The sequence below is a fragment of the Bifidobacterium pseudolongum subsp. pseudolongum DSM 20099 genome, from assembly GCF_000771225.1.
Classification (GTDB): domain Bacteria; phylum Actinomycetota; class Actinomycetes; order Actinomycetales; family Bifidobacteriaceae; genus Bifidobacterium; species Bifidobacterium pseudolongum.
The window spans coordinates 277,316-299,713 of record NZ_JDTZ01000005.1 but is presented as its reverse complement, the minus strand read 5'-3'; the positions used below and the strand labels follow the sequence as shown (position 1 = coordinate 299,713).

Annotated in this window: 15 protein-coding genes and 1 tRNA gene; 12 read left to right on the top strand and 4 right to left on the bottom strand. The window is 66.1% G+C overall.

Annotation, left to right across the window (positions count from 1 at the left end; all coding sequences use genetic code 11):
* The first annotated feature begins 246 nt into the window (after nt 1–246).
* Entirely contained in the window at nt 247–1,239 is a 993-nt protein-coding gene (rlmB, locus tag OU02_RS05950) for a 23S rRNA (guanosine(2251)-2'-O)-methyltransferase RlmB (RefSeq protein WP_033489288.1), read from the top strand.
* 74 nt (nt 1,240–1,313) lie between these two features.
* Here rlmB and OU02_RS05945 read toward each other — a convergent pair whose 3' ends face one another.
* Nucleotides 1,314–2,735, bottom strand: coding sequence for a DUF4032 domain-containing protein (locus OU02_RS05945; protein ID WP_033489287.1), 1,422 nt, complete (start codon nt 2,733–2,735; stop codon nt 1,314–1,316).
* 175 nt (nt 2,736–2,910) lie between these two features.
* A complete protein-coding gene (locus OU02_RS05940) occupies nt 2,911–4,038 on the bottom strand; it encodes an ABC transporter ATP-binding protein (protein ID WP_033489286.1) in 1,128 nt (375 codons plus the stop codon).
* Between the two features lie 272 nt (nt 4,039–4,310).
* Here OU02_RS05940 and OU02_RS05935 point away from each other — a divergent pair, with 272 nt between their 5' ends.
* The 8 genes from OU02_RS05935 to OU02_RS05900 all read left to right on the top strand — a co-directional run bounded on the left by OU02_RS05935 (nt 4,311) and on the right by OU02_RS05900 (nt 12,985).
* The gene (locus OU02_RS05935; protein WP_080720540.1) at nt 4,311–5,213 is read left to right on the top strand and encodes a potassium channel family protein; all 903 of its coding nucleotides are present in this window, start codon (nt 4,311–4,313) and stop codon (nt 5,211–5,213) included.
* 54 nt (nt 5,214–5,267) lie between these two features.
* The gene (locus OU02_RS05930) at nt 5,268–7,265 is read left to right on the top strand and encodes a serine/threonine-protein kinase (RefSeq protein ID WP_033489284.1); all 1,998 of its coding nucleotides are present in this window, start codon (nt 5,268–5,270) and stop codon (nt 7,263–7,265) included.
* Between the two features lie 84 nt (nt 7,266–7,349).
* A complete protein-coding gene (locus OU02_RS05925; RefSeq protein WP_033489282.1) occupies nt 7,350–8,312 on the top strand; it encodes a DsbA family protein in 963 nt (320 codons plus the stop codon).
* Nucleotides 8,313–8,437: 125 nt separating this feature from the next.
* Nucleotides 8,438–8,511 (top strand) — tRNA-Thr (locus tag OU02_RS05920).
* Between the two features lie 355 nt (nt 8,512–8,866).
* Complete coding sequence (locus OU02_RS05915) at nt 8,867–10,393, top strand: aggregation-promoting factor C-terminal-like domain-containing protein (protein WP_033489281.1); 1,527 nt, start codon at nt 8,867–8,869, stop codon at nt 10,391–10,393.
* Between the two features lie 60 nt (nt 10,394–10,453).
* Complete coding sequence (gene rsmA / locus OU02_RS05910) at nt 10,454–11,371, top strand: 16S rRNA (adenine(1518)-N(6)/adenine(1519)-N(6))-dimethyltransferase RsmA (protein WP_051918324.1); 918 nt, start codon at nt 10,454–10,456, stop codon at nt 11,369–11,371.
* Entirely contained in the window at nt 11,368–12,255 is an 888-nt protein-coding gene (locus OU02_RS05905; protein ID WP_033489279.1) for a 4-(cytidine 5'-diphospho)-2-C-methyl-D-erythritol kinase, read from the top strand. Before rsmA ends, OU02_RS05905 begins: the two co-directional genes overlap by 4 nt.
* A 103-nt stretch (nt 12,256–12,358) precedes the next feature.
* Nucleotides 12,359–12,985 (top strand): LytR C-terminal domain-containing protein, encoded by a 627-nt coding sequence (locus tag OU02_RS05900; protein ID WP_033489278.1) that lies wholly within the window; start codon nt 12,359–12,361, stop codon nt 12,983–12,985.
* A 15-nt stretch (nt 12,986–13,000) separates the two neighbouring features.
* Here OU02_RS05900 and OU02_RS05895 read toward each other — a convergent pair whose 3' ends face one another.
* Nucleotides 13,001–14,416, bottom strand: a complete 1,416-nt coding sequence (locus OU02_RS05895) for a CCA tRNA nucleotidyltransferase (protein ID WP_033489276.1) — start codon at nt 14,414–14,416, stop codon at nt 13,001–13,003.
* Between the two features lie 107 nt (nt 14,417–14,523).
* Here OU02_RS05895 and OU02_RS05890 point away from each other — a divergent pair, with 107 nt between their 5' ends.
* Genes OU02_RS05890 through OU02_RS05880 form a run of 3 tightly spaced genes read left to right on the top strand, consistent with a single transcriptional unit; the run spans nt 14,524 to nt 21,412 of the window.
* Entirely contained in the window at nt 14,524–15,273 is a 750-nt protein-coding gene (locus OU02_RS05890; RefSeq protein ID WP_033489275.1) for an NUDIX hydrolase, read from the top strand.
* Nucleotides 15,237–17,507, top strand: coding sequence for a DUF6049 family protein (locus tag OU02_RS05885; protein ID WP_033489273.1), 2,271 nt, complete (start codon nt 15,237–15,239; stop codon nt 17,505–17,507). Before OU02_RS05890 ends, OU02_RS05885 begins: the two co-directional genes overlap by 37 nt.
* Entirely contained in the window at nt 17,504–21,412 is a 3,909-nt protein-coding gene (locus tag OU02_RS05880) for a murein biosynthesis integral membrane protein MurJ (protein ID WP_033489272.1), read from the top strand. Before OU02_RS05885 ends, OU02_RS05880 begins: the two co-directional genes overlap by 4 nt.
* On the opposite strand, the gene OU02_RS05875 is transcribed toward OU02_RS05880, so the two are convergent.
* Nucleotides 21,409–22,389: a ribokinase gene (locus OU02_RS05875; RefSeq protein ID WP_033489271.1), complete on the bottom strand. Its 981-nt coding sequence runs from the start codon at nt 22,387–22,389 to the stop codon at nt 21,409–21,411. The genes OU02_RS05880 and OU02_RS05875 overlap by 4 nt on opposite strands.
* Nucleotides 22,390–22,398: the final 9 nt, after the last annotated feature.

The window sequence follows — 22,398 nt, the reverse complement described above, 5'->3', positions numbered from 1 at the left end:
TTCTCCTCGGTCAGCCGCGGAGTAGTCAGTCGAGTTGTCGGCGCAACACAAGCCGGTGGCCGCTACAGGACTGCGCGGTTATTGGCACGGCCCCGCAACCGCGGTGCCGCATTCGGTTGCCATTATTCCATAGCCGTTTGTCTACAGGCGGACACGGCCGCATCCTATACTCTATATGCACAATCTGCGCCATTGCGTGCGTGGATGGCGGCGTTTTTGGCGCGGGGTGCTGAAAGAATTGGACGCATGGTTAGCAAGAAAGGACCGACCAAGGGGTCGGGCGGCAAGCATCGTAACAAACTCAAGGGCAAGGGCCCCACTCCCAAGGCCGAGGACCGCGTGTACCACAAGGCGTTCAAGGCCAAGAGGCAGGCGGAAAAGCGCCAGCGTTCCGACCCGCGTCTGGCGGCCCGCCGCCGCGTGGCGAAGTTCACGTCGGATTCCGACGATCTGGTCATCGGCCGCAACGCCGTGCTCGAGGCGTTGCGCGTCGGCGTGCCGGCGAGCACGCTGTATGTGGCGTCGCGGCTCGAGCATGACGACCGCACGCGCGAGATCGTACGTCTGGCCGGCACGAACGGCCTGAACCTGCTCGAGGCGGACCGCTTGGAGATGGACCGCATCGCGCGCTCCACGAACCATCAGGGCGTGATCATGAAGGCTCAGCCCTTCCAGTATTCGTCACTCATCGAACTCGCCGAACGCGCCGAACGCAAGGCGAAGGCGATGGAGGCGGCGAACTCGGCGGCCGCGCGCATCGCCGCACGCCCGCTGTTCATCGCGCTCGACGGCATCACCGACCCGCAGAACCTCGGCGCGGTCATCCGTTCGGCCGCCGCATTCGGCGCGAATGGCGTGATCCTGCCCGAACGCCGTTCCGCCTCGGTCAACGCGACCGCGTGGAAGGTGTCCGCGGGCGCCGCCGCACACATGCCGGTGGCACGCGTCGTCAATCTGACGAAGGCGATCGAGGCGCTTAAGGAGCGCGGCTACTACAGCGTTGGGCTCGATGGCGGCGGCAGCGCGCTCGTCGGCGAAACCGGCTTCGAGACCGACCCGCTCGTCATTGTGCTCGGGTCGGAAGGCAAGGGCCTGAGCCGCCTCACGCGCGAGGCGTGCGACTGCATCGCCGGCATCCCCATGTCGAACGCGGTGGAGTCCCTCAACGCGTCGGTCGCCGCCGGCATCGCGATGTACGCAGCGGACCGCGCGCGCCGCGAAGCCGCGGCAAGCGAGTGAGGTACGCGCGCAGATAACGAAATGGCCGTCCGCACTGCACCAGTGCGGACGGCCATTCGCATATGCGGGCGGAATCACTGCGCCCAGACGGCGGCGTCCTGATCGTATTCGGGATTGTAATCGTCATCGTGCCCGGCGTCGTCGCCATACGTCGAACGCTCGTCGATCACGCCGGAGTCGGCTTCGGCGTTGAGCTCGTCGAGTTCCTTGGAATCGAGCTTCTGCGTGGGCAGGATGTCTCGCACATAGCTTTCCACCGCGACTGGCATCGGCACATCGTGTCCGGCTTTCTCCGCCATGTACCAGCGGTGGTCGAGCACTTCGTGGAAGAACTGGGCCGGATCGATCTGCGTACGGTATTCCGGCGGAATCATGCGCACCGTGGGCTCGAACACTTCGCGCATCCAGTCGGTCGCCACAATCTCCAGATCCTCGCCGTCACGCCATGTGGAAGCACGGTAGGCATCCAGATCGTTGAGCAGGCGGCGCGCCTGATTCTCCTGCACGTCGAGGCCGGTCAGGCGCAGCAGTTTGCGGTTCGCATAGCCGGCGTCCACGACGCGCGGGCGCACAAGCACACGCTTGCCGTCGTCGGTCGTGTTCATCTCGAGCTCATCGACGTCGAAACCGAGTTCGTTGAGGCGGTTGACACGCTTCTCGATCTTCCACATCTCGTTCGGGTTGAGGTTGTCAGTGTCGGTGAGCGCGCTCCACAGCGAATGGTAGCGGTCGACGAGCCGGTTGCCCACCTCGATCTCGTCCACATCGGGAGGCAGCAGCTGGCCCGAGCTCAGATCCATGAGTTCGCCGATGATGTTGGTGCGCGCCAGGTCGATGTCGTATTCACGCTGGCCCTCGGTCAGGTTGATCTGCAGTTCGCCGGTCTCGGCGTCCACAAGGAACGCGGAGAACGCGTCGGCGTCCTTGAGGAACAGCACGTTCGAAAGGGAGACATCGCCCCAGTAGAAGCCGGCGAGGTGCAGGCGCACCATGAGCACGGCCAGGGCGTCGATGAGCTTTTCGGCGGTGTCGGGCCGCAGCGTGCGTGCGAACAGCGCACGGTACGGCATCGAGAAGCGCAGGTGCTTCGTCACGAGGATCGCCTCGAGCGGCTCACCCTGGTCGTCGTGGCGGCCGGTCACCACGGCGATCGGCTGCACGGTGGGCAGGTTGAGCTTCTGCAGCTGGCGCAGCAGCTCGTATTCGCGTTCGGCGACACTGCGCGTGATCTCCTTCATCGCGTACACCTGGTCGCCCACGCGCACAAAGCGCACGATGTGGCGGGAGATGCCTCGCGGCAGGTTGACGAGCAGGTCGGCCGGCCATGTGGCGAGCGGCTTTTCCCATGGAAGCATGAACATCTTGGGGTCGGCGCTCGCGGACGTGATCTTCAGCGAAGCGGGTTCGTCCGCCGGCGATGCGGGGTCGGTGGCTTTGACCGACGTGGCTTTCAACGCACGGGGGTCCAGGTGGCCGTTGTTGTCGCTCAAACTCATAGTCGCTACTCTACCTCACTATGCGCGCGCGGTGCGCACGTCCCCGAATCCTTGGAACCATTGGCTGCATATACGCCGAAGCCCCGCTGCAACGCGGGGCTTCGGTCACAAGGCGACAAGAGAGAGAAAGGACCTTGTGTTGTTCATTGGCGGGGCACAGCAATCCCCGTCAAGACTAGTTTAGACGCAGCTCTGTAGAAGGAGCGAACAGGTGCATCTTGGCCGGGTTGACCTTGATCTTGACGATGTCGCCGACTTTCGGCAGCACGCGCGGGTTCACGCGGATCGTGGTCAGCTTGTTCTGGTCGGACATCATCGAGGTCTGCTCAGCAACCGAGCCGTCGGTGATGATGTTGCCGTAGATGTAGCCGTCGGAACCGAGGTCCTCGACGTTCACGACCTTGAGCGAGAAGGCGTTCTCCTCATCCGGCGCGGCCAGGGAGGCGTCTTCCGGACGGAAGCCGACGACGATCTCGTTGTTGTCTTCCGGGGTCAGCTTGTCGAGGGCTTCCTTCGGCAGGTCCATGGTGTCGGCGCCGATCTGGGCCTTGCCGTTCACCACCGGGTGGGTGTTGAGGTTCATGGACGGCGAGCCGATGAAGCCTGCGACGAAGACGTTCGCCGGGCGGTCGTACAGCTCGGTCGGGGCGCCGACCTGCTGCAGGATGCCGAGCTTGATGACGGCAATGCGGTCGCCCATCGTCAGGGCCTCGGTCTGGTCGTGGGTCACGTACAGGGTGGTGACGCCCAGCTGACGCTGCAGAGCGGCGATCTGGGTACGGGTCTGCACACGGAGCTTCGCGTCAAGGTTCGACAGCGGCTCATCCATAAGGAAGACCTTCGGCTCACGCACGATTGCGCGGCCCATGGCCACACGCTGGCGCTGGCCACCGGAGAGGGCCTTCGGCTTGCGGTCGAGGAACTCGGTAAGGTCGAGGATCTCAGCGGCCTTCTCGACACGCTTGCGGATCTCTTCCTTCGGGGTGCCGGCGATCTTCAGGGCGAAGCCCATGTTGTCGGCGACGGTCATGTGCGGGTACAGCGCGTAGTTCTGGAACACCATGGCGATGTCGCGATCCTTCGGCTGCATTGTGGTGACGTCCTTGCCACCGATGAGGATGCGGCCCTTGTTGACCTCTTCGAGGCCCGCGAGCATGCGGAGGGTGGTCGACTTGCCGCAGCCGGAAGGACCGACGAGCACGAGGAACTCGCCATCCTTGATATCGAGATTCAGGTCATCCACCGACGGCTTGTCGTTGCCCGGGTAGATACGAGTGACATGATCAAAAATGACTTCTGCCATTTTGTTCATCCTTTCATCGGCAGGTACGTGCCGAACGATCCGTTGTGAGGGGATTACTTATTTGTTATGGCGTTTCCATCTGCAGCCGTCGACATCGACGCGGCAACAAACTTCTACATTCGCCCATCATGAATTACCATGACGAACTGTTGGTTTAGTTTACACGAGGGGCCGAACTTGTCAATCATCCGGGAGTTTCGCCCGGCCACGGCCCTGTTCACCCGTGCCCGATTCCGCGCCGCGGCCGCCTCTCCGCCCGTACAATCGACAGTATGACTCTGGAGAAATGGGAACGGATCACGAACATACCGCTGTTCATCCTGTCGGCGGTGTTCCTGTTCGCATACTCATGGCAGATCCTCGCACAGACCCATCAGCAGGGCTGCCTCATCGCGATCAACACGGTGTGGGCCGTATACGGCATCGACTATCTGGTGGAGCTGTTCCTGGCGCAGGACAAATGGCTGTGGTTCCGCAGGAACATCCTGCTGCTGCTCACGCTCGCGCTGCCGATATTCCGTCCGCTGCGCATGCTGCGCCTGATCCCGATGCTGCACATCTTCAACCGCAGCGCCGGCGCCATGACCCGCGGGCGCATCACGCTCTACGCCACGAGCGCCATCCTCATGCTCATCTATGTGGGCGCGCTCGCCGAATACTCCGCCGAGCACCTGGCGCCGAACGCCACGATCACGACATTCCCCCTTTCGCTGTGGTGGGCGTTCGTGACGGTGACGACAGTGGGCTACGGCGACGTCTACCCCGTGACCGACATCGGAAAGATCGTGGCCGTGGGGCTGATGCTCACCGGCATCGCCCTCATCGGTATCGTGAGCGCCATGATCTCGTCGTGGATCATCGACCAAGTCAACGTGACGAAGAAACCAAACGACGATTCCACATCCTCGTCGTCGCTCAACGGCGCGGAGATGCGCCTCATACGCGCCGAAATGCTGCGTCTGGCGGACTCGGTGAGCCAACTCAACGCCGAGCTCAAGCGCACGCACCGCATCACCACGAAGAAACACCACATCCACAAGCTGACGCACCACGACGGCCTTTCGTCGGTGCGCACCACGCCGCTCGACGAACTCGACCCCTCGCTCGACACCCCAACGCCACCGCAGGCCACCGCAGGCACGGCCACGAACACCGCCACAGACCAGGATCAGTGAACGCACCGTGAACAATCCGCGCAATTGTGCGCGCAAATCGTACGATAGAACATTATGAGTGATTTGCACGCGTTGAATCTGGAGCCCGGCGACATCGTCGGTGGATACACGCTCGTCTCACGCCTTGGCACGGGCGCGATGGGATCGGTGTGGCGCGTCGTGGACGGCGGCGGCACGAGCTACGCGATGAAGATCCTGCGCGACTCGCTCGACGACGAGGACGCCACCGCGCAACGCGCGCAGACCACCGCCCGCGAGCGCCTGCGCCGCGAGGCGATGGCGCTCAAACGCATCAAGGACCCGGGCGTGTGCAGCATCGTCGACATGGAGATCGACGACGCGCTCGCGTTCATTGTGACCGAGCTGATTGAAGGCAAGAACCTACGCGAAGACGTGATGCAGAACGGCCGGTATGTGGGCGAGGATCTGGAACGGCTCGCCTCGAAGCTCATCGACGCCGTGCGCGCGGTGCACGCGGCGGGCATTGTGCACCGCGACATCAAACCGACCAATGTGATGATCTCGGTGACGGGGCCGGTGCTCGTCGATTTCGGCATCGCGATGGGCGAGGGCGAGAGCCATGTGACGAGCACGGGGCTTGTGATGGGCACGCCGGGGTTCATCGCGCCCGAGATCATCGAAGGCGTGGAGGCGAACGATGCGACCGACTGGTGGTCCACAGCATCTGTGCTCGCGTTCGCCGCGACCGGCGCACCGGTGTTCGGCACGCAGCCGATGATGGCGGTGCTGCAGCGCGAGGCCTCCGGCAACGCGAATCTGCAGGGCCTGCCTCCGCGCACATTGCAGGCGTTCCGAGCGGCGCTCCACCCGAATCCGCGCCAGCGGTGCACGCCGGCGCAACTGCTCGAAGCCATCCAATCGGACGCATGGCAGACACCGGAGCCGATGCCCCCTTTTGATTCCCCCGCTCCCATGAGCGGAGCGGCGCTGAGGAAAAACCAGTATGTGGACAATCCGCGCCGCTTGTGGCGCGCGCAATCGATGCCGACGGCGATGATCAGCTACGACCCGGCCGACCTGCACGCCTCCGCGCGCACGCAGCCGGAAGAAGAGGACCCTGCGCCGACGATGGCCGTGCCAGCGCCGCCGGCGCAACCGGCCGAGGCCGCCACGCAGGCGCTGCCGCAGGGCACGCGCACAGCACCCACCGCCGCCCGCACGACAGCCCTGCCGCAGGAGCGGCCCGAAGAACGCACACAGGTCTTCGCGCCCCCGCTGCAGCGACCGCAGCCGCACTATGGCACGGCAGGCGCGGCACCGATGCCCGTTGCGGCTATGCCGGCCGCCGTGCAACCGCTCCCTGCCGCGCAAGCCATCACCGCAGCGCCGCCCGACCCGCCAGCCGCCGCTTCCATGCCCCTCGACCCGTGCCCGCGCCTCACCGAGCGCGGACGGCTCGCCTGCGCACTGCTCGCGGTGCCGCTCGCGTTGTGCGCGGCGTCGATGCCGGTCATCGCATTGATCGCCGCGTCGATGCTCACGTGGATGCTCATCGCCTTCGGTCTCGACGCGAGCGCGCAGACCACGCGCGTATTGCGCCGCGCTGGCCGGACGCGTACATCGGACGGGGCGCTGCGCGTACTGACCTTGCCGTGGCACGTGCTCAAAGCGGCCGCGTTCGCACTGCCACGCATATTGGCGATGTGGCTCGCCTATGCGCTCATGCTCGCGCTCGCCACGCTTGGCGGTGGCCTGCCGACCACCGGCGTCGCGGTGGCGCTGTGGGATTGGACGGTACAGGTGCAGGTGCCCTACGACGTGCCGCAGTCGGCGTCGGGCGCGGCCTGCGCGGTGGCCATGGCGTTGGCGTGGCTCGCGGGCGCGCTCGGGCCGAAGTCGCAGCAGCTGCGGTTGGGCGCCGGTTGGGCGATTGGCCTGACGCGGCGCCAGAACAGCGAAATGGGCGGCCTTGCGCGCACGAACCGACGCCAGTACGTCTGGCTCGCCGCGGAGGTGGCGTGCGCGCTCGCCGCGGCCGTCAATATTGAGGTGGCGCCGGTCATGGACTGGTTCCCGCTGCCCACATGGTGAGCATTGCGTGAATGTTCGCGCGTACGGATGCCAATGACCCGGCGGGCGCATACACTGCCTAACAGGATTTGGGAAAGGAGCCCGATGGCAAACAAACTGCAGGAGCCGCACAGGCAGACGCACGCCGAGCGCCGCGCCGAACAGCGGGCGAAGGCGCAGGCGCGCGCCGAACAACAGGCGAAGGAGCGCAAACAGCAGACGATCATCGGCGTCATCGTGATCGCCGTCGTGGTCGTCCTGCTCGCGGTGGCGGGCGTGGCGGTCTACCGCAGCCTACACCCGCAGACGTCGGGCGGCGAATCGTCCGGCGCCGACCTGACGGTCGAGCAGGCGCACGAACAGCTCAAGACGCTCGATTCACGCCCCACGCACGCCGACGACGAAGGCGGCATCCTCATCTCGAAGGACGGCTATGGCAAGGCCGTGGAGAACGTGCCGACGATCGGCATCTACATGGACTTCATCTGCCCGGGCTGCGGCAGCGTAAACCGTCAGCTCGACGCCAAGCTGACGAAACTTGTGGACGCCGGGCAGATCAACCTCGACCTGCACTTCATGGCGTTCATGGACCGCTTCTCCACCGACGACTACTCGTCGCGCGCGGCGAACGCGATTCTGTATGTGAGCGACCACGACAGCAATCCGGACCACCTGCTGCACGCCGTGCAAAACCTGTACGCCGAAGACTTCCAGCCGCAGGAGGGCAGTGCGTACGAGCCGGTGAGCGACGACCAGATCAAGGAACAGCTCACCAACGCCGGCGTGCCCGAGGAAGTGGCAGGCAAGGCCGCCACGCGCAGCTACGACGATTGGCTCAACGCGGTGTTCGGCTACACGCCGCATCAGGAGAACCTGCAGAACTCCGAAGGGCAGATGTCCACGCCGACCGTGACGATCAACGGCCACCGTTGGGACATGAACTCGGCGGGCGGCAGCAGCACGATGTTCGACGCGCTGCTCAATGCGATCGGCCTCAAGCCCGATCAGGTGGGCGTGAAGGGAGACCTGCCGTCCATCGGCGCCGAAGGCAAGCCAATCACCAAATAGCATGGCCGCGGGTGGCGAACCGCGGAAAAACCGAACATTTTCCGTGGTTCGCCTTGACCATTCCACATATGCTGCTATGCTGTTCTTTCGTCTGCACACAGCAGGCCGAAGCAACACAAGCTACCGCCTCCTTAGCTCAGATGGCCAGAGCGGCCGCCTTGTAAGCGGCAGGTCGTCGGTTCGATCCCGACAGGAGGCTCGATTTGCGTTGACTCGATTCTCCGTGTACACTATCTGCGGTGCATGGTTGATAATTCAACAGCAATATAATTCTTACCTCTGAGTAAGTAAATCCAGAGGGCTCCCCCAACTTAAGCCTTCTGGTGCGGGACGAAGCATCCCCCCAACCAGCTTCCTCCCGCCGGGGGCGAGAACATCCCCTTCTCTCTCGCCCCCACCCCTTCTCTTTTCCGTCATTGCCCAAAATACCTCCCCCGCTACTTTGCATCGTCTTGCGCATCCCTAAGCGAGGGTGAGCATCGGGGACCGGATGACGCAGCGCTTGCGTACAATCTAAGGACAGTTGTTTTGTTCGCACAACCCAAAGGGGAACCATGGCCAGACGATGGACACCGCAACGGTTCACTGCATTGCGGCGGCTCCGCGTGGTGATCTGCGCGCTTGCCACGTTCGCGCTGTGCGCCACGTTCTTCCTGTGCACCACGCGCAAGGCCGTGGCCCTGAGCGTGAACGGCGAGACACGGCATGTGACGACCTACGCCACCACGGTGACCGGCCTGCTGCGCGAACAGGGCGTTGACGTCAAGACGCACGATCTGGTGCAATCCACGTCCGCCGGCGCGCTGACCGACCATGATGTGGTCACGGTGAAAAGCGCCTACCAGACCACGATCAGCATCGACGGCCAGGACGTGCCGTTCTGGACCGTGGCAGACAGCGCCGAACAACTGCTGGACTTCTTCGAACAGAACGAGGTGGCCGCGTCGCGTGTGCGCGTGGACATCAAGAACGTCTACAACCAGCTCACCGGCGGGTTCATGATCAACGCGGACGGACCGGTGACCGTGGTGGCCGACGGCAAGACCTCGGTGGCGCCGAACGGCAAACTGCCCGCCGCGTCGATCCTGGACTCCAAGAGCATCGTGCTGGGCAAAGATGACCGCGTGAGCGTCGAGAAAGACGGCGGCAAGACGATTCTGCGCGTGGAACGCGTGACCTACGGTGACGAGACCGCGACCGAATCGATCCCATACCTCACGCGCTTCGTGACCGACGCCTCGCTCGCGCCGGGCGAGACGCGCGTGGAACAGGTGGGAGTCAACGGCGAGAAGAAGATCACCTACCGCGTGACATATGTGGACGGCAAGGCGCAGACGCGCGAACAGACCGATGAGACGGTGACGAAAGTGGCGCTCGACGAAGTGATCGCGGTCGGGCCCGAGGCCCCCGCGAAGACCGACGAGGGCGAGGATACCGGCGCCAACGACAGCGATGACAACGCAGCTGGCGGCACTGCAGATGGCAATGACGACGATTCCACAGCGGACACAAGCAGCCCTGAACCGAGTGCGCCGCAGACCACCGAACCGGAGCCGGAGCCGAGCACGAGCGACCCCACACAGCAGCCGACCCAGACCCCCACACAGCAGCCCGTTCAAACCCCCACGCAACAGCCAACGCCAGCGCAGACCCCCACCCAAAAGCCAACGTCAGCGCCGACACAGAAGCCGACACAGAAGCCGACACAGAAGCCGACACAACAGCCGACGCAGCAACCGTCGGATCCGGCCGCAGGCAGCCGCCTCTACCGGCCGACGGCAGCCGCCGCGCAGGCATACGCGGCCGGCGCCGCCGCCCAGTACGGCTGGACGGGCAAGGATTGGCAGAACCTGGTGAGCCTGTGGAACCGTGAATCAGGTTGGCGTTGGAACGCGGAGAACCCCTGGTCGGGAGCCTATGGCATCCCGCAATCGCTGCCGCCGAGCAAAATGGCCGCGTTCGGCGCCAATTACCGCGACGACGCCGCCGCGCAGATCGATTGGGGCCTGAGCTACATCGCCGGCCGATACGGTTCACCCACCAAGGCTTGGGAACACTCGGAAAAGCACGGCTGGTACTAAACCACCGCTCCCACACCGCAACCGCCCCGCATGCCTACAGACCCACCACAAGGACCGACCATGACCGACCCCGCATCCGCACCTGAATCGCCCACGCCCACCCCAGCCACCGGCAGGCTGCTCGGCGCGGCCGACATCCGCCGCATCGCCGCCGACGCCGGCATCAGCCCCACCAAGAAATTCGGCCAGAACTTCGTGATCGACCCGGGCACCGTGCGGCGCATCGTGCGCGAGGCCGGTGTGCAGCCCACCGACCATGTGCTCGAAGTGGGCCCGGGCCTCGGCTCGCTCACGCTGGCGATCTTGGAAACCGGCGCACGCATGACGGCCGTCGAGATCGACCCGCCGGTGGCCGAACGCCTGCCGCGCACGGTCGCCGAATTCATGCCCGACGCCGCGGACCGCCTGCGTGTCGTCAACGCGGACGCGTTGACGCTCACGCCGCAGTCGCTGCCCGATTTCAACGGTGACGACCGCTTTGTGCTCGTGGCCAACCTGCCGTACAACGTGGCCACGCCGATTGTGCTGACGCTGCTCGAACGCTTTGCGAACCTCGATACGTTCCTGGTGATGGTGCAGAAAGAGGTGGCGGACCGCCTGGCCGCCCAGCCCGGCACCAAGATCTACGGCACCCCAAGCGTCAAACTGGCGTGGTACGGCACCGCGCAGACCGTGGGCGCAATCGGCCGCAACGTGTTCTGGCCCGCGCCGAACGTGGACTCCGCGCTTGTGCTGTTCCGCCGCTACCCGGCGGGCGCCGCGCCGGCCGATCGTGCTGGTGTGAGCCGCGAGACGGTGTTCCGCCTGGTCGACGCCGCGTTCGGCCAGCGCCGCAAGACACTGCACGCGGCGCTCAAGAAGATTGTGCCGCCCGAAGCGTACGATCGCGCCGGCATCGACGCCACGCGCCGCGGCGAGACACTGTCGATCGACGAGTTCGTGCAGCTCGCCGCCGCACTCGGGGAGGCGCGAGCATGACCACGGTGCAGGTGCAGTGCCCTGCCAAAACGAACCTGACGCTGCATGTGGGCGCGCGCCACGAGGAGTGGGGCGGCCGCCATGCGCTCGAAACAGTGTATTGCGCGATTGGGCTCTACGACATGGTCATCGTGACCGGCAAACGCCCCGGCGCCGGCTTTTCGCTCGAACTCGCCGGGCAGCATCTGGGCGACCTCGCCTCGTCGGCGAGCGACATGCGCCGCAACCACGCCGTGCGCGCGCTGTTCGCGCTCGCGCAGGCGGCGGGCGTGGAGCCGGACGCCGGCATCCGCATCGAAAAGAACATCCCCGTTGGCGCGGGTCTCGGCGGCGGGTCGGTCGACGCCGCCGGCACACTGCTCGCGCTCAACGAGCTGTGGGGCCTGCATTGGCCGGTGGAGCGGCTGAGCCCGATCGCCGCGACGCTCGGCGCCGACATGCCGTTCTGCCTGCGCGGCGGCTACGCGCTCGGCACGGGCTTCGGCGAGCGCGTCGAGCCGCTCGCCGAAGACGACACGCGCGTGCTCTCCCTGCGCGCCGGTGGCTGCACGGGCAGCGTGCTCGTGGGCGCCTACCGCGCCCAGCTGAGCACGCCCGAGGTCTATGCGGCGTTCGACGTGCTCGGTGCCGCAGGAGGCCCCAATGACCTGCAGCAGGCGGCCATCTCGCTGCACCCGCGCAGTGGCGTGGCGATTGACGCGGCGCTCGGCGCCGGTGCGAGCACCGCGTTCGTGTCGGGCTCCGGCCCCTCGGTCATCGCGTTCGTGCCAAATGAGCCGGCGGCGCAGGCCGTGCAGCGCGCATGGTTGCAGGCGGACGCGGTGGACCGCATCTACTTCGCCGACGCCCCGGCGCGGCCGGTCGTGCGCGTAGAAGCGGCCTGATGCACCGCCTCGCGCGGGGTGCTTCAGCGGCGGAAAACAGGGGCCGAGCGTCAGCCACATGGGTTATGCTCGTCTCTAGTCAGCTCGCGAACAAGGAACAGGTATGGCCCAGAACAACGAGGTGCGTGAGGCACGCAAACGCTATGTGCGCAAACGTCAGACAATCGTTTTCGGCATCTGCGGCGTCGTCCTGGTGGCGGCGCTCGTGGCGGCTCTGCTCGTGTTCTTCCATGTGGGCGGTTTGGGCGAGGTCAAATCGGCTGCCGTGGAAGCGAACTACGGGCGTACGGCGCCGTGCGTCTCGCCGGCGGCGGATGGATCGAAGCCGAAATACCCGGAGAACCGCGCGGTCACGGTGCGCGTGCTCAACGGCACGAAGTTCACGGGCTTCGCGCAGGCCGTGGGCCAGGCGCTCGAGAACCGCGAGTTCGTGGTGCAGGGCGTCGACAATTACGACAGCGCGAAGGTGGAGCGCACGCAGATCGTCTTCGGCAAGAACGCGATTGTGCAGGCGTACACGATCGCGAGCAATTTCCCAGACGCGCAACTGGTGATGGACGACCGTGAGGACAAGCTTGTCGACATCATCCTCGGCGCCACGTTCAAGGACCTCGAAGAGACCGACCAGCTGCCGAAGACCGGTTCGGAGATCTCGAACATGGAAGGCTGCAAGGCGGCCGACAAGCTCACCGACGTGCCGAAGGCACCGGAGCACACACCGGTCGGCTGAGCTGTAGCTTGCCGCTTACCGCTGGGCGTCGTACCAGCGGTGCAGCTCGGCGAGCGCCTCCTCACGCCCCACCGGCCCGTTGTCGAGCCGGTAGTCGAGCATGTGGCGGTACGCGGCGCCCACCTGCGGGCCGGGTTCGAGCCCGAGTTCCTGCATGATCTCGTTGCCGTTGAGGTCGGGGCGGATCGCGTTGAAGTCCTCCTGCTCCTTGAGCGCGCGCACGCGCTCCTCCATCTCGTCCATCGCGGTCTTGAACACGAGCGCCTTGCGCCGGTTCTGTGTGGTGGCGTCGGCGCGTGTCAGGCGGTTGAGCCGCTCATACAGCGGACCGGCGTCCTTGACATAGCGGCGCACCGCGGCGTCGGTCCAGGGTTCATCCACATAGCCGTGGAAGCGCAGATGCAGGTTCACCAGTTCGCTCACGTCGTCGACCACATGGTGGTCGAAGCGCAGCGCCTTGAGGCGTTTGCGCGTCATTTTGGCGCCGACGGCGTCGTGGTGGTGGAAGCTGACCTTGCCGCCGGCCTCGAAGCGGCGCGTCTTCGGCTTGCCGATGTCGTGCATCAACGCGGCGAGGCGCAACGTCAGGTCCGGAGCCGGCACCGGGCCGTCGGGGCCGGTTTCGAGCGCCACCGCGCGATCGATCACGATCATCGTGTGTTCGAACACGTCTTTGTGGCGGTGGTGTTCGTCGATCTCGAGCTGCAGCGCGGGGATCTCGGGGAACACCACGTCGGCGAGGCCGGAGTCGACGAATGCCTCGATGCCCGCGCGCGGGCGGTCGCTCAACAGCAGTTTCACGAGTTCGTCGCGCACGCGTTCGGCGGAGACGATGCCAAGGCGGTCGGCCATCGCGCAGATCGCCTCGGCGGTCTCGGGTTCGATGCGGAAGCCGAGCTGCGCTACAAAGCGCACGGCGCGCATCATGCGCAACGGGTCGTCGTCGAAGGACTGGCGCGGGTCGACCGGTGTGCGCAGCACGCGCTTCGACAGGTCGTTCGCGCCGCCGAAAGGATCGACGAATTCAAGGCCGGGCACGCGCAACGCCATCGCGTTCACCGTGAAGTCGCGGCGCGACAGGTCGCCTTCGAGCGAATCGCCGTAGCTCACCTCGGGCTTGCGAGAGTCCGGGTCGTATTCGTCACTGCGGTATGTGGTGATCTCCACCTGCACTTCGGTGCCGTCGGGGCGACGGCGCATGGCGCCCAGTGTACCGAATTTGCGGCCCATGTCCCAGAAGCCGTCGTGCCCCCAGCGCCGCAGGATCGGTTCGAACTGCTCGGGGCGTGCCGATGTGCAAAAGTCGAGGTCGTGCGAAGGGCGGCGCAGCAGCAGGTCGCGCACCGGCCCGCCCACGAGTGCCAGTTCGTAGCCTTCCTCGGCGAACATCTCTCCCAGCTCAATGGCTTCTGGCCACACTTCGAAATCCACGGTTTCCCTTTCGTGCTCTCGCATCACACACGCGTGCCGCGCTGCTTTTCTGCCCTTCAAGCATACCGTTACCCCATCTGCATAAAAACATGAGTAAGGTGGAGTACATGATTACACCCGCAGACGTTGCACGCATGCATGCCAACGCTGCGGTTCACCATACCCTGAACGCGGCCGATCCGCTCGAGCCGGACGAGCTGCTGTACACCTCGCAGTCGACGGGGCTGCCACAGGGCGAATCCTTGGGCAACCCGATTCCCACGCCCGCGCAGTTGCGTGAGCGCTTGGCCGCGGCCGCACACGCGAAACCGGCCGCGCCGAGCCCGCACGAGCAGGCCGACGCCACGCCGACGCCGGCGATGATGCCGCGCAGGCGCACAAGCGACCGCCCTGCCACATTCGCCTCGCTCGACGCGCAGGAACTGCCCGTGGTGCGCGAATACTCGGCTGGCGGCCTCGTGTTCGACGACCACGGCCGTGTGGCGATCATCGCGCGCCATTCGCGCAGCGGCCACTTGGAATGGTGCCTGCCGAAGGGGCACATCGAAAAGGGCGAGACGCCGCAGCAGACCGCCGTGCGCGAAGTGCACGAGGAGACGGGCATCCTGGGCGAGGTGGTCGATTCGATCGCCACGATAGACTATTGGTTCACTGGAACCAGCCAGCGCGTGCACAAACTCGTGCATCACTTCGCTCTGCGGCAGATCGGCGGCGAGCTCACGGTGGAAGGCGACCCCGACCATGAGGCCGAAGACGCCATCTGGGTGGACTTCGCCGACCTCGACGACGTGCTCAGTTACCCCAATGAGCGTAAGATTGCATGGCTGTACGCAAGGAAACTGAACAGGCAGGGCTGACCGTGAACCATCCGCACACCACTGGACGCATCTACGGCGGTGTCGGGTGCACCATTGCGGTGCTGCTCGCGGTGCTGCTCACGTTGTTCGCGCCGCTCGGCGCCGCGCCCGCGTGGGCACAGGAGCCCACCGACGGCGTCACGCAGCCAAGCGCCTCCCCTGTGGCGCTGCAGATCGAGGAAATCACGCCCGTCGTCACCGATTCTTCGGGATTCGCCGTGCGCGTCACCATAGAGAACCATGGCGCGGCCGCCATCGAGCACGCGCGTCTCGCCGTGCGCACGAACGCCCAATACAATTTCGTCTCGCGCTCCGACGTGCAGGCGTGGGCAGAAGGCACCACGGTGATCCCCACCCCGGACGAACTGCTCACGATCGACGTGGGCACGGTCGAGACGGATGGGGCGCGCACCGTGCACGGCGAACTGCACGCGGACGCCGCGCAGTTGCGGGCGCTGACCGCGTGGGGCCCGCGCCCGCTCGCGCTCGAACTCATCGGCGAGGACGGCGGTCCGCTGCCCGGCACAACCCCCCTGCAGACGTTCCTGACGCGCAGCCAAGCAGGCCTGCACGGCGAGCGCACGCCCGCGATCAACCTGACTGTGGCGATGCCGCTGACGTCGCATGGTTGGCGGGCGAACACCGCCGTGACCGACGAACTGCTCTCCTCTGGCTCGGGCAGCGTGCGCCCAAGCGACGCGGTGACGCTCGGCGCCGACGATGTGCGCGCGCTGAAGGCGAAAGACGAGCTGGCCGCGCGCTTCGAACACCTGCAGATCGTGGGCGACCCGCTCGTATTGCGCGCGATCGGCACGCCGCATGTGCAGGCGATCAGCCAACCGGGCATGTTCGATGTGACGACGTACGCGCGCATGGGCGATGCCGGCGCCTACACGCGCGCCGGCATCAACGACCAGGCTTGGCACGCCGAAACCGGCGTCAACCTGCTGCGCTCGGCCCTCGGCGACGAACGTGCCCAGGCACGCGTCATCGCCTGGCAGGGCGAAGGCAGCTGGACGATGCAAGCGCTCAACACCGCGCGCGCACAAGGCTACGAGACCGTTGTGGCCACGCGTGACTTCGCGCTGCAGGACGACGCAACGGCCACGACGGAGACCTATCACGTGCCCACCGACCATGGCGAAGTGACGGTGCTGACCGCGCAATCCACGCTCTCCGCGCTTGCGCAACAGCGGCCCACAAGCGCGCAGGCGAGCGCCGAACAGACCGATGCGGGGCGCCTGCAACGGCTGATCGCACAGAGCGCGTTCTACCAGATGGAGCAGCCGTACGAGTCACGTTCGTTGCTCGTCTGCTTCGGAGAATCCGCGAACAGCGCGTTCGTCACTTCGCTCATGACCGCGCTCGGCAGCGCGAGCTGGGTCCATCTCGCCTCGATCGACGAGCTCGCGACCGCCGAATCCGCAATCGAGCCCAGCCAGATGCCCGGCCTGATCAATCAATACGTCGGCCAGCAGATGCCGGCCGTCTCGAGCGCGCTGGAGGCGCTCAACGCGCTGGCCCGCAGCCGCGACGACATCGAGCGGTTCAACACGTCGATCCTCGTCACGGGCCAGCCCGCGCAGGCGGCCGATGGGTCGAGCCCGTCCGCTGCTGTGCAGGAGTCCGGCACGGCGGGCGCGAAGGCGTCGCCATCCGCTACCCCTTCCGCATCCGCGCAACCCGACGCCCGACTCAGCGCGGACGCGTGGGCGCAGTACCTGCTGCAGGCGCATGACGCGTTCGCACTGCCCGCGCTCTCGCCGCACGCCTCGGCGCGCACGGCGATGGTGGACGGCGCGCAACGCTTCGCCGACGCGCTGCTGAGCCGCATCACGCTCGTGCCTTCGGGCAGCCTCAACGTCGTCTCCGAAACGGCGTCGATGCCCGTCACGGTGAGCAACAAACTGCCCTACCCGATCAGTGTGCGCGTCTCGTCACTCACCGATTCGATGGAGATCGTCACATCGCGGTTGAGCGATGTGGACGTGGGTCCCAACAGCGAGGCCCAGACGTCGTTCGTCGTGCGGGTCTCCACGTCCGGCACCACGGTGGCGCGCGAACAACTGCTCGACCGGCACGACCAGCCGTTCGGCGCGGTACAGCAGACCACCATCACCAGTTCGCTACAGCTGAGCGACAAAAGCGGCATCGCGATCATCGCGCTCGCGGTCGTGCTTGGGTTGCTGGGCCTGTGGCGCCAGTTCCACCGCAAGAAGGATCCTGACGAATGAGTTCTTCCGTAGGCCGCAATTCGCTCATCATGGCGTCGGGCACCGCCGCGTCGCGCATCACCGGGCAGATCCGCACGATCCTGCTCGCGGCGGCGATCGGTACGACCGGCATGGCCGCCAACGCGTACCAGGCGGGTTCGATGATCCCCCAGGTCATCTACACGCTCGTCTCAGGCGGCATCTTCAACGCGGTGCTCGTACCGCACATCGTGCGTACGCTCAAAGCCGACAACGCCGAAGAGCAGCTCAACAAGATCGTCACCTTCGCCGTGACGCTGCTGGCCGCCGTGACCGTGCTGATGGGCGTGCTGACGCCGTGGATCACACGGCTGTACGTGAACGGCAGCCCCGAGCTGATTTCGCTCACGTGCGCGTTCACGCTGTGGTGCACGCCGCAGATCTTCTTCTACGGCCTGTACACCGTGCTCGGGCAGATCCTAGCCGTCAAGAACCGCTTCGGCGCCTACGCATGGAGCTCGGTGGGGGCCAATGTGATCAGCTGCATCGGCTTCACCGCGTTCATCGTGATCTTCGGCGACCACGCACAGTCGTCGGCGGGCCAGTGGACCACGCCGAAGATCGCGCTGACCGCAGGCGCATGGACGCTCGGCGTGGCGTTCCAGGCGATTATCCTGTTCATCCCGCTGTTCAGACTCGGGTTCCGGTTCCACTGGAAATTCGGCGTGCGCGGCATCGGCCTGCGCACGATGGGCCCGATCGCCGCATGGAGCCTCGGGATCGTCGTGATCGATCAGATCGCCAACATCATCACGACGCGCGTGCTGACCGGCGCGCCCTCGCTCGCCGAACGCACGATGCACCTCGACCAGTTCGACGTGGCCGGCAACGCCACCTACCAGAACGCGTACACGATCTACATGCTGCCGTATTCACTCATCGCCGTCTCGGTGGCCACGGCGATCTTCCCGCAGATCTCGCAGGCGCTCGCGAACCGCGACATGGCCGGCGCGCGCGACGACCTGAGCCGCGCGCTGCGCACCGTGGGCACGATCATGTGCTTCTTCACCGCCGCGTTCATCATCATGCCGCTCGCGATCACGCGCTCGCTGCTGCCGACGGTGGCCGTGCCGCAAGCAATCCTCATGTGCGGTCCATTGATGGGCCTGAGCGTCTGCCTGCCGCTCGCGAGCGCGTACCTGATCATCCAACGCACGTTCTACGCGTTCGAAGACGGGCGCTCGCCGTTCACGTTCATGCTCATCATGTACATGCTGCAGCTCGGACTGATCCTCACCGGCACTCACCTGTTGCCGCCCACGCAGTGGGCCGGCATGATCGCCGTGTGCGTCTCGGCCGCCTACCTGATCTCGTTCATCCCGCTCGTGCGCATGCTGCGCCGGCGGTTCGACGGCTCGCTCGACGGCAAACGCATCGCCGCCACCTACGCGAAGGCGGTCCTCGCCACCGTGGTGGCGGTCGTCGTCGGCCTCGGCGCGCGCATCCCCGTCTACGCATGGCTGCACGTGACCGACCCTGGACAGTCGGGCATCGCCGCATGGTTGCGCAACGTGCTCGCCGCGGTCATCCTGGGCGTGCTGATCCTCATCGCGTACATCGCCACACTGTGGATCGTGCGTTCACAGGAACTGCTGCAGATCGTCGACACGTTCAAGCGCCGTCTGCACCGCACGCCCGCAGGCGAGACCGCGCCGGCCGGGGACCCGGACGAGACGCGCGTCATCGCGCCAATCGCCGCAGCCGTAGCCGGCGTGGACGACCCCGACGAGACCCGCGTCATCCCGCTGCCCCAGCCGATTGACGAACTCGAACAGCTCGATCCGCCCGTGCCGAGCGAGCTCGCCGCCGCGCCGATTGCGCTCACCGGCGACGACACCGGCACAGCACCGCGCACGACCAGTGCGGTCGGTAGAATGACGGGAGCACCGTCCATGCCATACATACCAGGGGAAACTATGAGGCCGCATTTAGGAGATACCGTTCTCAACAGGTACACGCTGGTGTCGCCGTTGCGTGAGGAGGCGGGTCTGCAGGCATGGAAAGCCAACGACCGCGTGCTCTCACGCGACTGCCAGCTCTTCATCGTCAGCAACAAGGCCGTGCTCGAAAGCACGAACGCGCTCGCCGGCACACTTGCCTCGTCGAAGGACGCGCGGTTCACCCCCGTCATCCAACTGCAGCACGACGGCCAGGTCGCCGTGGTGCTCACGCAGCTCGACGCAGGCGTCTCACTGACCGAATACATGCACGGACAGTCCCCGCTGAGCTACGAGGCCATGCGCACGATCATCGCCGAAGCCGCGGCCGCCGTCAAAGCCCTGCAGGCCGACAGCCTCACGCACCACGCCCTGTCGACCGACACCGTGCGCCTCACACGCAGCGGCGTGCAGCTCGCGGATACGCCGGTGAGCGAGGCGCTCGCCGACACGTCGAACGCGCAGCCGGGCGACAATCCCGCACGCCGCGCGATCCGCCAGCTCGCGGGCGTGCTGTATGGCATGCTCACGCGCACGCCGTCCACGATGAACCCGCGCTTCTCGCTCGACGCGCTGCCGGCGGACACACCCACCGAGCTGCGCGTCATCGTCAAACGCGGGCTCGAACTGCCCGAAGACGGCGCGCCTGCGGTGCCGCTCGTCACGCTCGCCGAGCTCGAGATGCTGCTCGGGCCGGTCAAGCAGTTCCCGGTACTGACGCGCCACGACTTGCGTTTGACGGGCGTGGAGGGCGCGTGCTCGATCGTGCGCGCGATGGTCAGCCCCGCGCTGCCTGCCGACATTCTGCCGATCCCTGAATCGCTCGCCTCGTCGCAGACGCTGCCCACGATCCCGTTCGCGCATATGGACGTGGCCGAAGAGGAAGACATTGAGGACGAGGAGCTCGGCGCGCAGACGCAGGCGCTCAACGCCGGCTCGCTCAAAGCACTGTGGAGCCACAGCAAGGCGCTCATGGAAGGCGAGGACTACACGGGCGCCTCGAGCCAGATCCCCGAACTGCAGCCCGAAGACGCCACCGAGATGTTCTCGGCCTTCGACCCGAACAACCCGTTGGAACCGCCGCTGCAGCCGCAGCGCATGACCGTGCCGATTGACGTGTCGAAGCTGCGCGACGGGTCGTCCGACCCGACCGACGGCGTGGGCGCGACCGGGCGCATCCCGATCATCGACAGCTATGGCAACGAGGTGCCTGACGGATCGGCCTCGCAGCGTGCGCTCGAGCAGGAACATGCCGATATCGACGCCACATATGTGATGGGCGCGCCGGCGCTGCCGCCGAGCTTCGCGCCGCAAGACAACCGTGAGCCGACGGCCGCCGACAAGGCGGCGTTCGAGGAGCGCAGGTCATCGAAGACGAAGAAGGCGGCCATCATCGTCTGCATTGTGGCGGTGCTCGCGGCGCTCGGCTTCGCCGTGCACAGCATCGCCACGACCGGCTCGCTGTTCGGCATCAACCGCCAGCAGCAGAACTACTGGCCCAACATGGACCTCGACGACGTGCCCTTCGGCCAGCGCAAGGGCGATGATGTGGCCTCGCCGCAGAACAACGCGGCCCCCGAGCCCACCGAGACGAAAACGGAGACGCCGAAGCCGGAGAACACCACGGCGTACCCGGTGGCGAACCAGACCTTCCTGGACCGCCCCAACGGCCAGCAGGGCTACGGCTACTACCTGCACCTCGAGAAGAAGGAGGATGTCTCGCGCATCGTCGTGAAGATCCGCTCCTCCGGGGGCAAGGGGTATGTGCGTGTCAACACGGCCGGCGACCCGACCGCCGGCGAACAGGTGGCCGAGTTCACATTCGCCGACGGCGGCACGACCGAGGTGAAGTTCACCAAGCCGGTCGACACGCAGGACATTGTGATGTGGGTGCCGATGGACAGCCTGCCTGGCAACCAGCTGTTCATCGATTCGGTGCAGGCCTTCTAGGCTTCGAACCTGGCACGGATCTGCGCCGGCGTGCCATACGAGGCCTGCGCACCGCGGCCGGTGGCCGCATAGGCGGAGACGTAGGCGGCGGCGCGCGCGGAGGCCGCGAGCGACCATCCGGACGCGAGCCCGGCGAGCACGGTGCCCATGAACGAGTCACCGCAGCCGGTCGTGTCGACGGCGTCCACGCGCACCGGAGCGATGCGCGTCACGTGTTCGTCGGCGGTGGCGTCGAGCACGACCGAACCGTCGGCGCCGAGCGTCACGACGGCCTGCCGGATGCCGATCGCCTCAAGGCGTTCGAGCGCGAGCGGCCAGTCGAACGCGGACCAGTCGTCGTCCGCGGGCGCCTGCAGGTCGAGCAGCTGCGCCATCTCGATCTCGTTGACGAGCAGGATGTCGGTGTGCTCGATCAACTCCGCGGGCAGGTCTGCGGTGAACGGCGAATCGTTGAGCAGCACGCGCACGCCGGCCTCATGGCACATGCGCGCGCACGCCGTCACGGTCTCGATCGGGCTTTCCAGGCACAGGCCGAGCACGTCGGCGCCGGTCAGTTCGCCGATTTTCGATTCCACGTAGTCCACGCTCACCTGCGCGTTCGAGCCAGCGGAATAGACGATCGTGTTTTCGGCCGTGTCGTCGACGGTGATCACGGTCAGGCCGCTCGGGCCGTCGACATGCCGCACATGCGACGTGTCGACGCCGGCGGCGGCGAGGTGCCCGAGCAGGAAGTCGGCATTGCTGTCCGAGCCGACGGCGCCGAACATGCGCACGTCGGCGCCGAGCAGCGCGGCGGCCGCGGCCTGATTGCCGGATTTGCCGCCGGGCAGCAGCACGAGCGGGCCGCCGTTGACCGTTTCGCCGGGTTCGGGCAGACGTGCGGTGGTAATCGTGTAGTCCACGTTCATGGAGCCGACCACGGCGACGGTGCCGTGCATGTGTTCGAGGAGTTGCAAAGGGAATGATGTGGTGTCCATGGTGGGCGC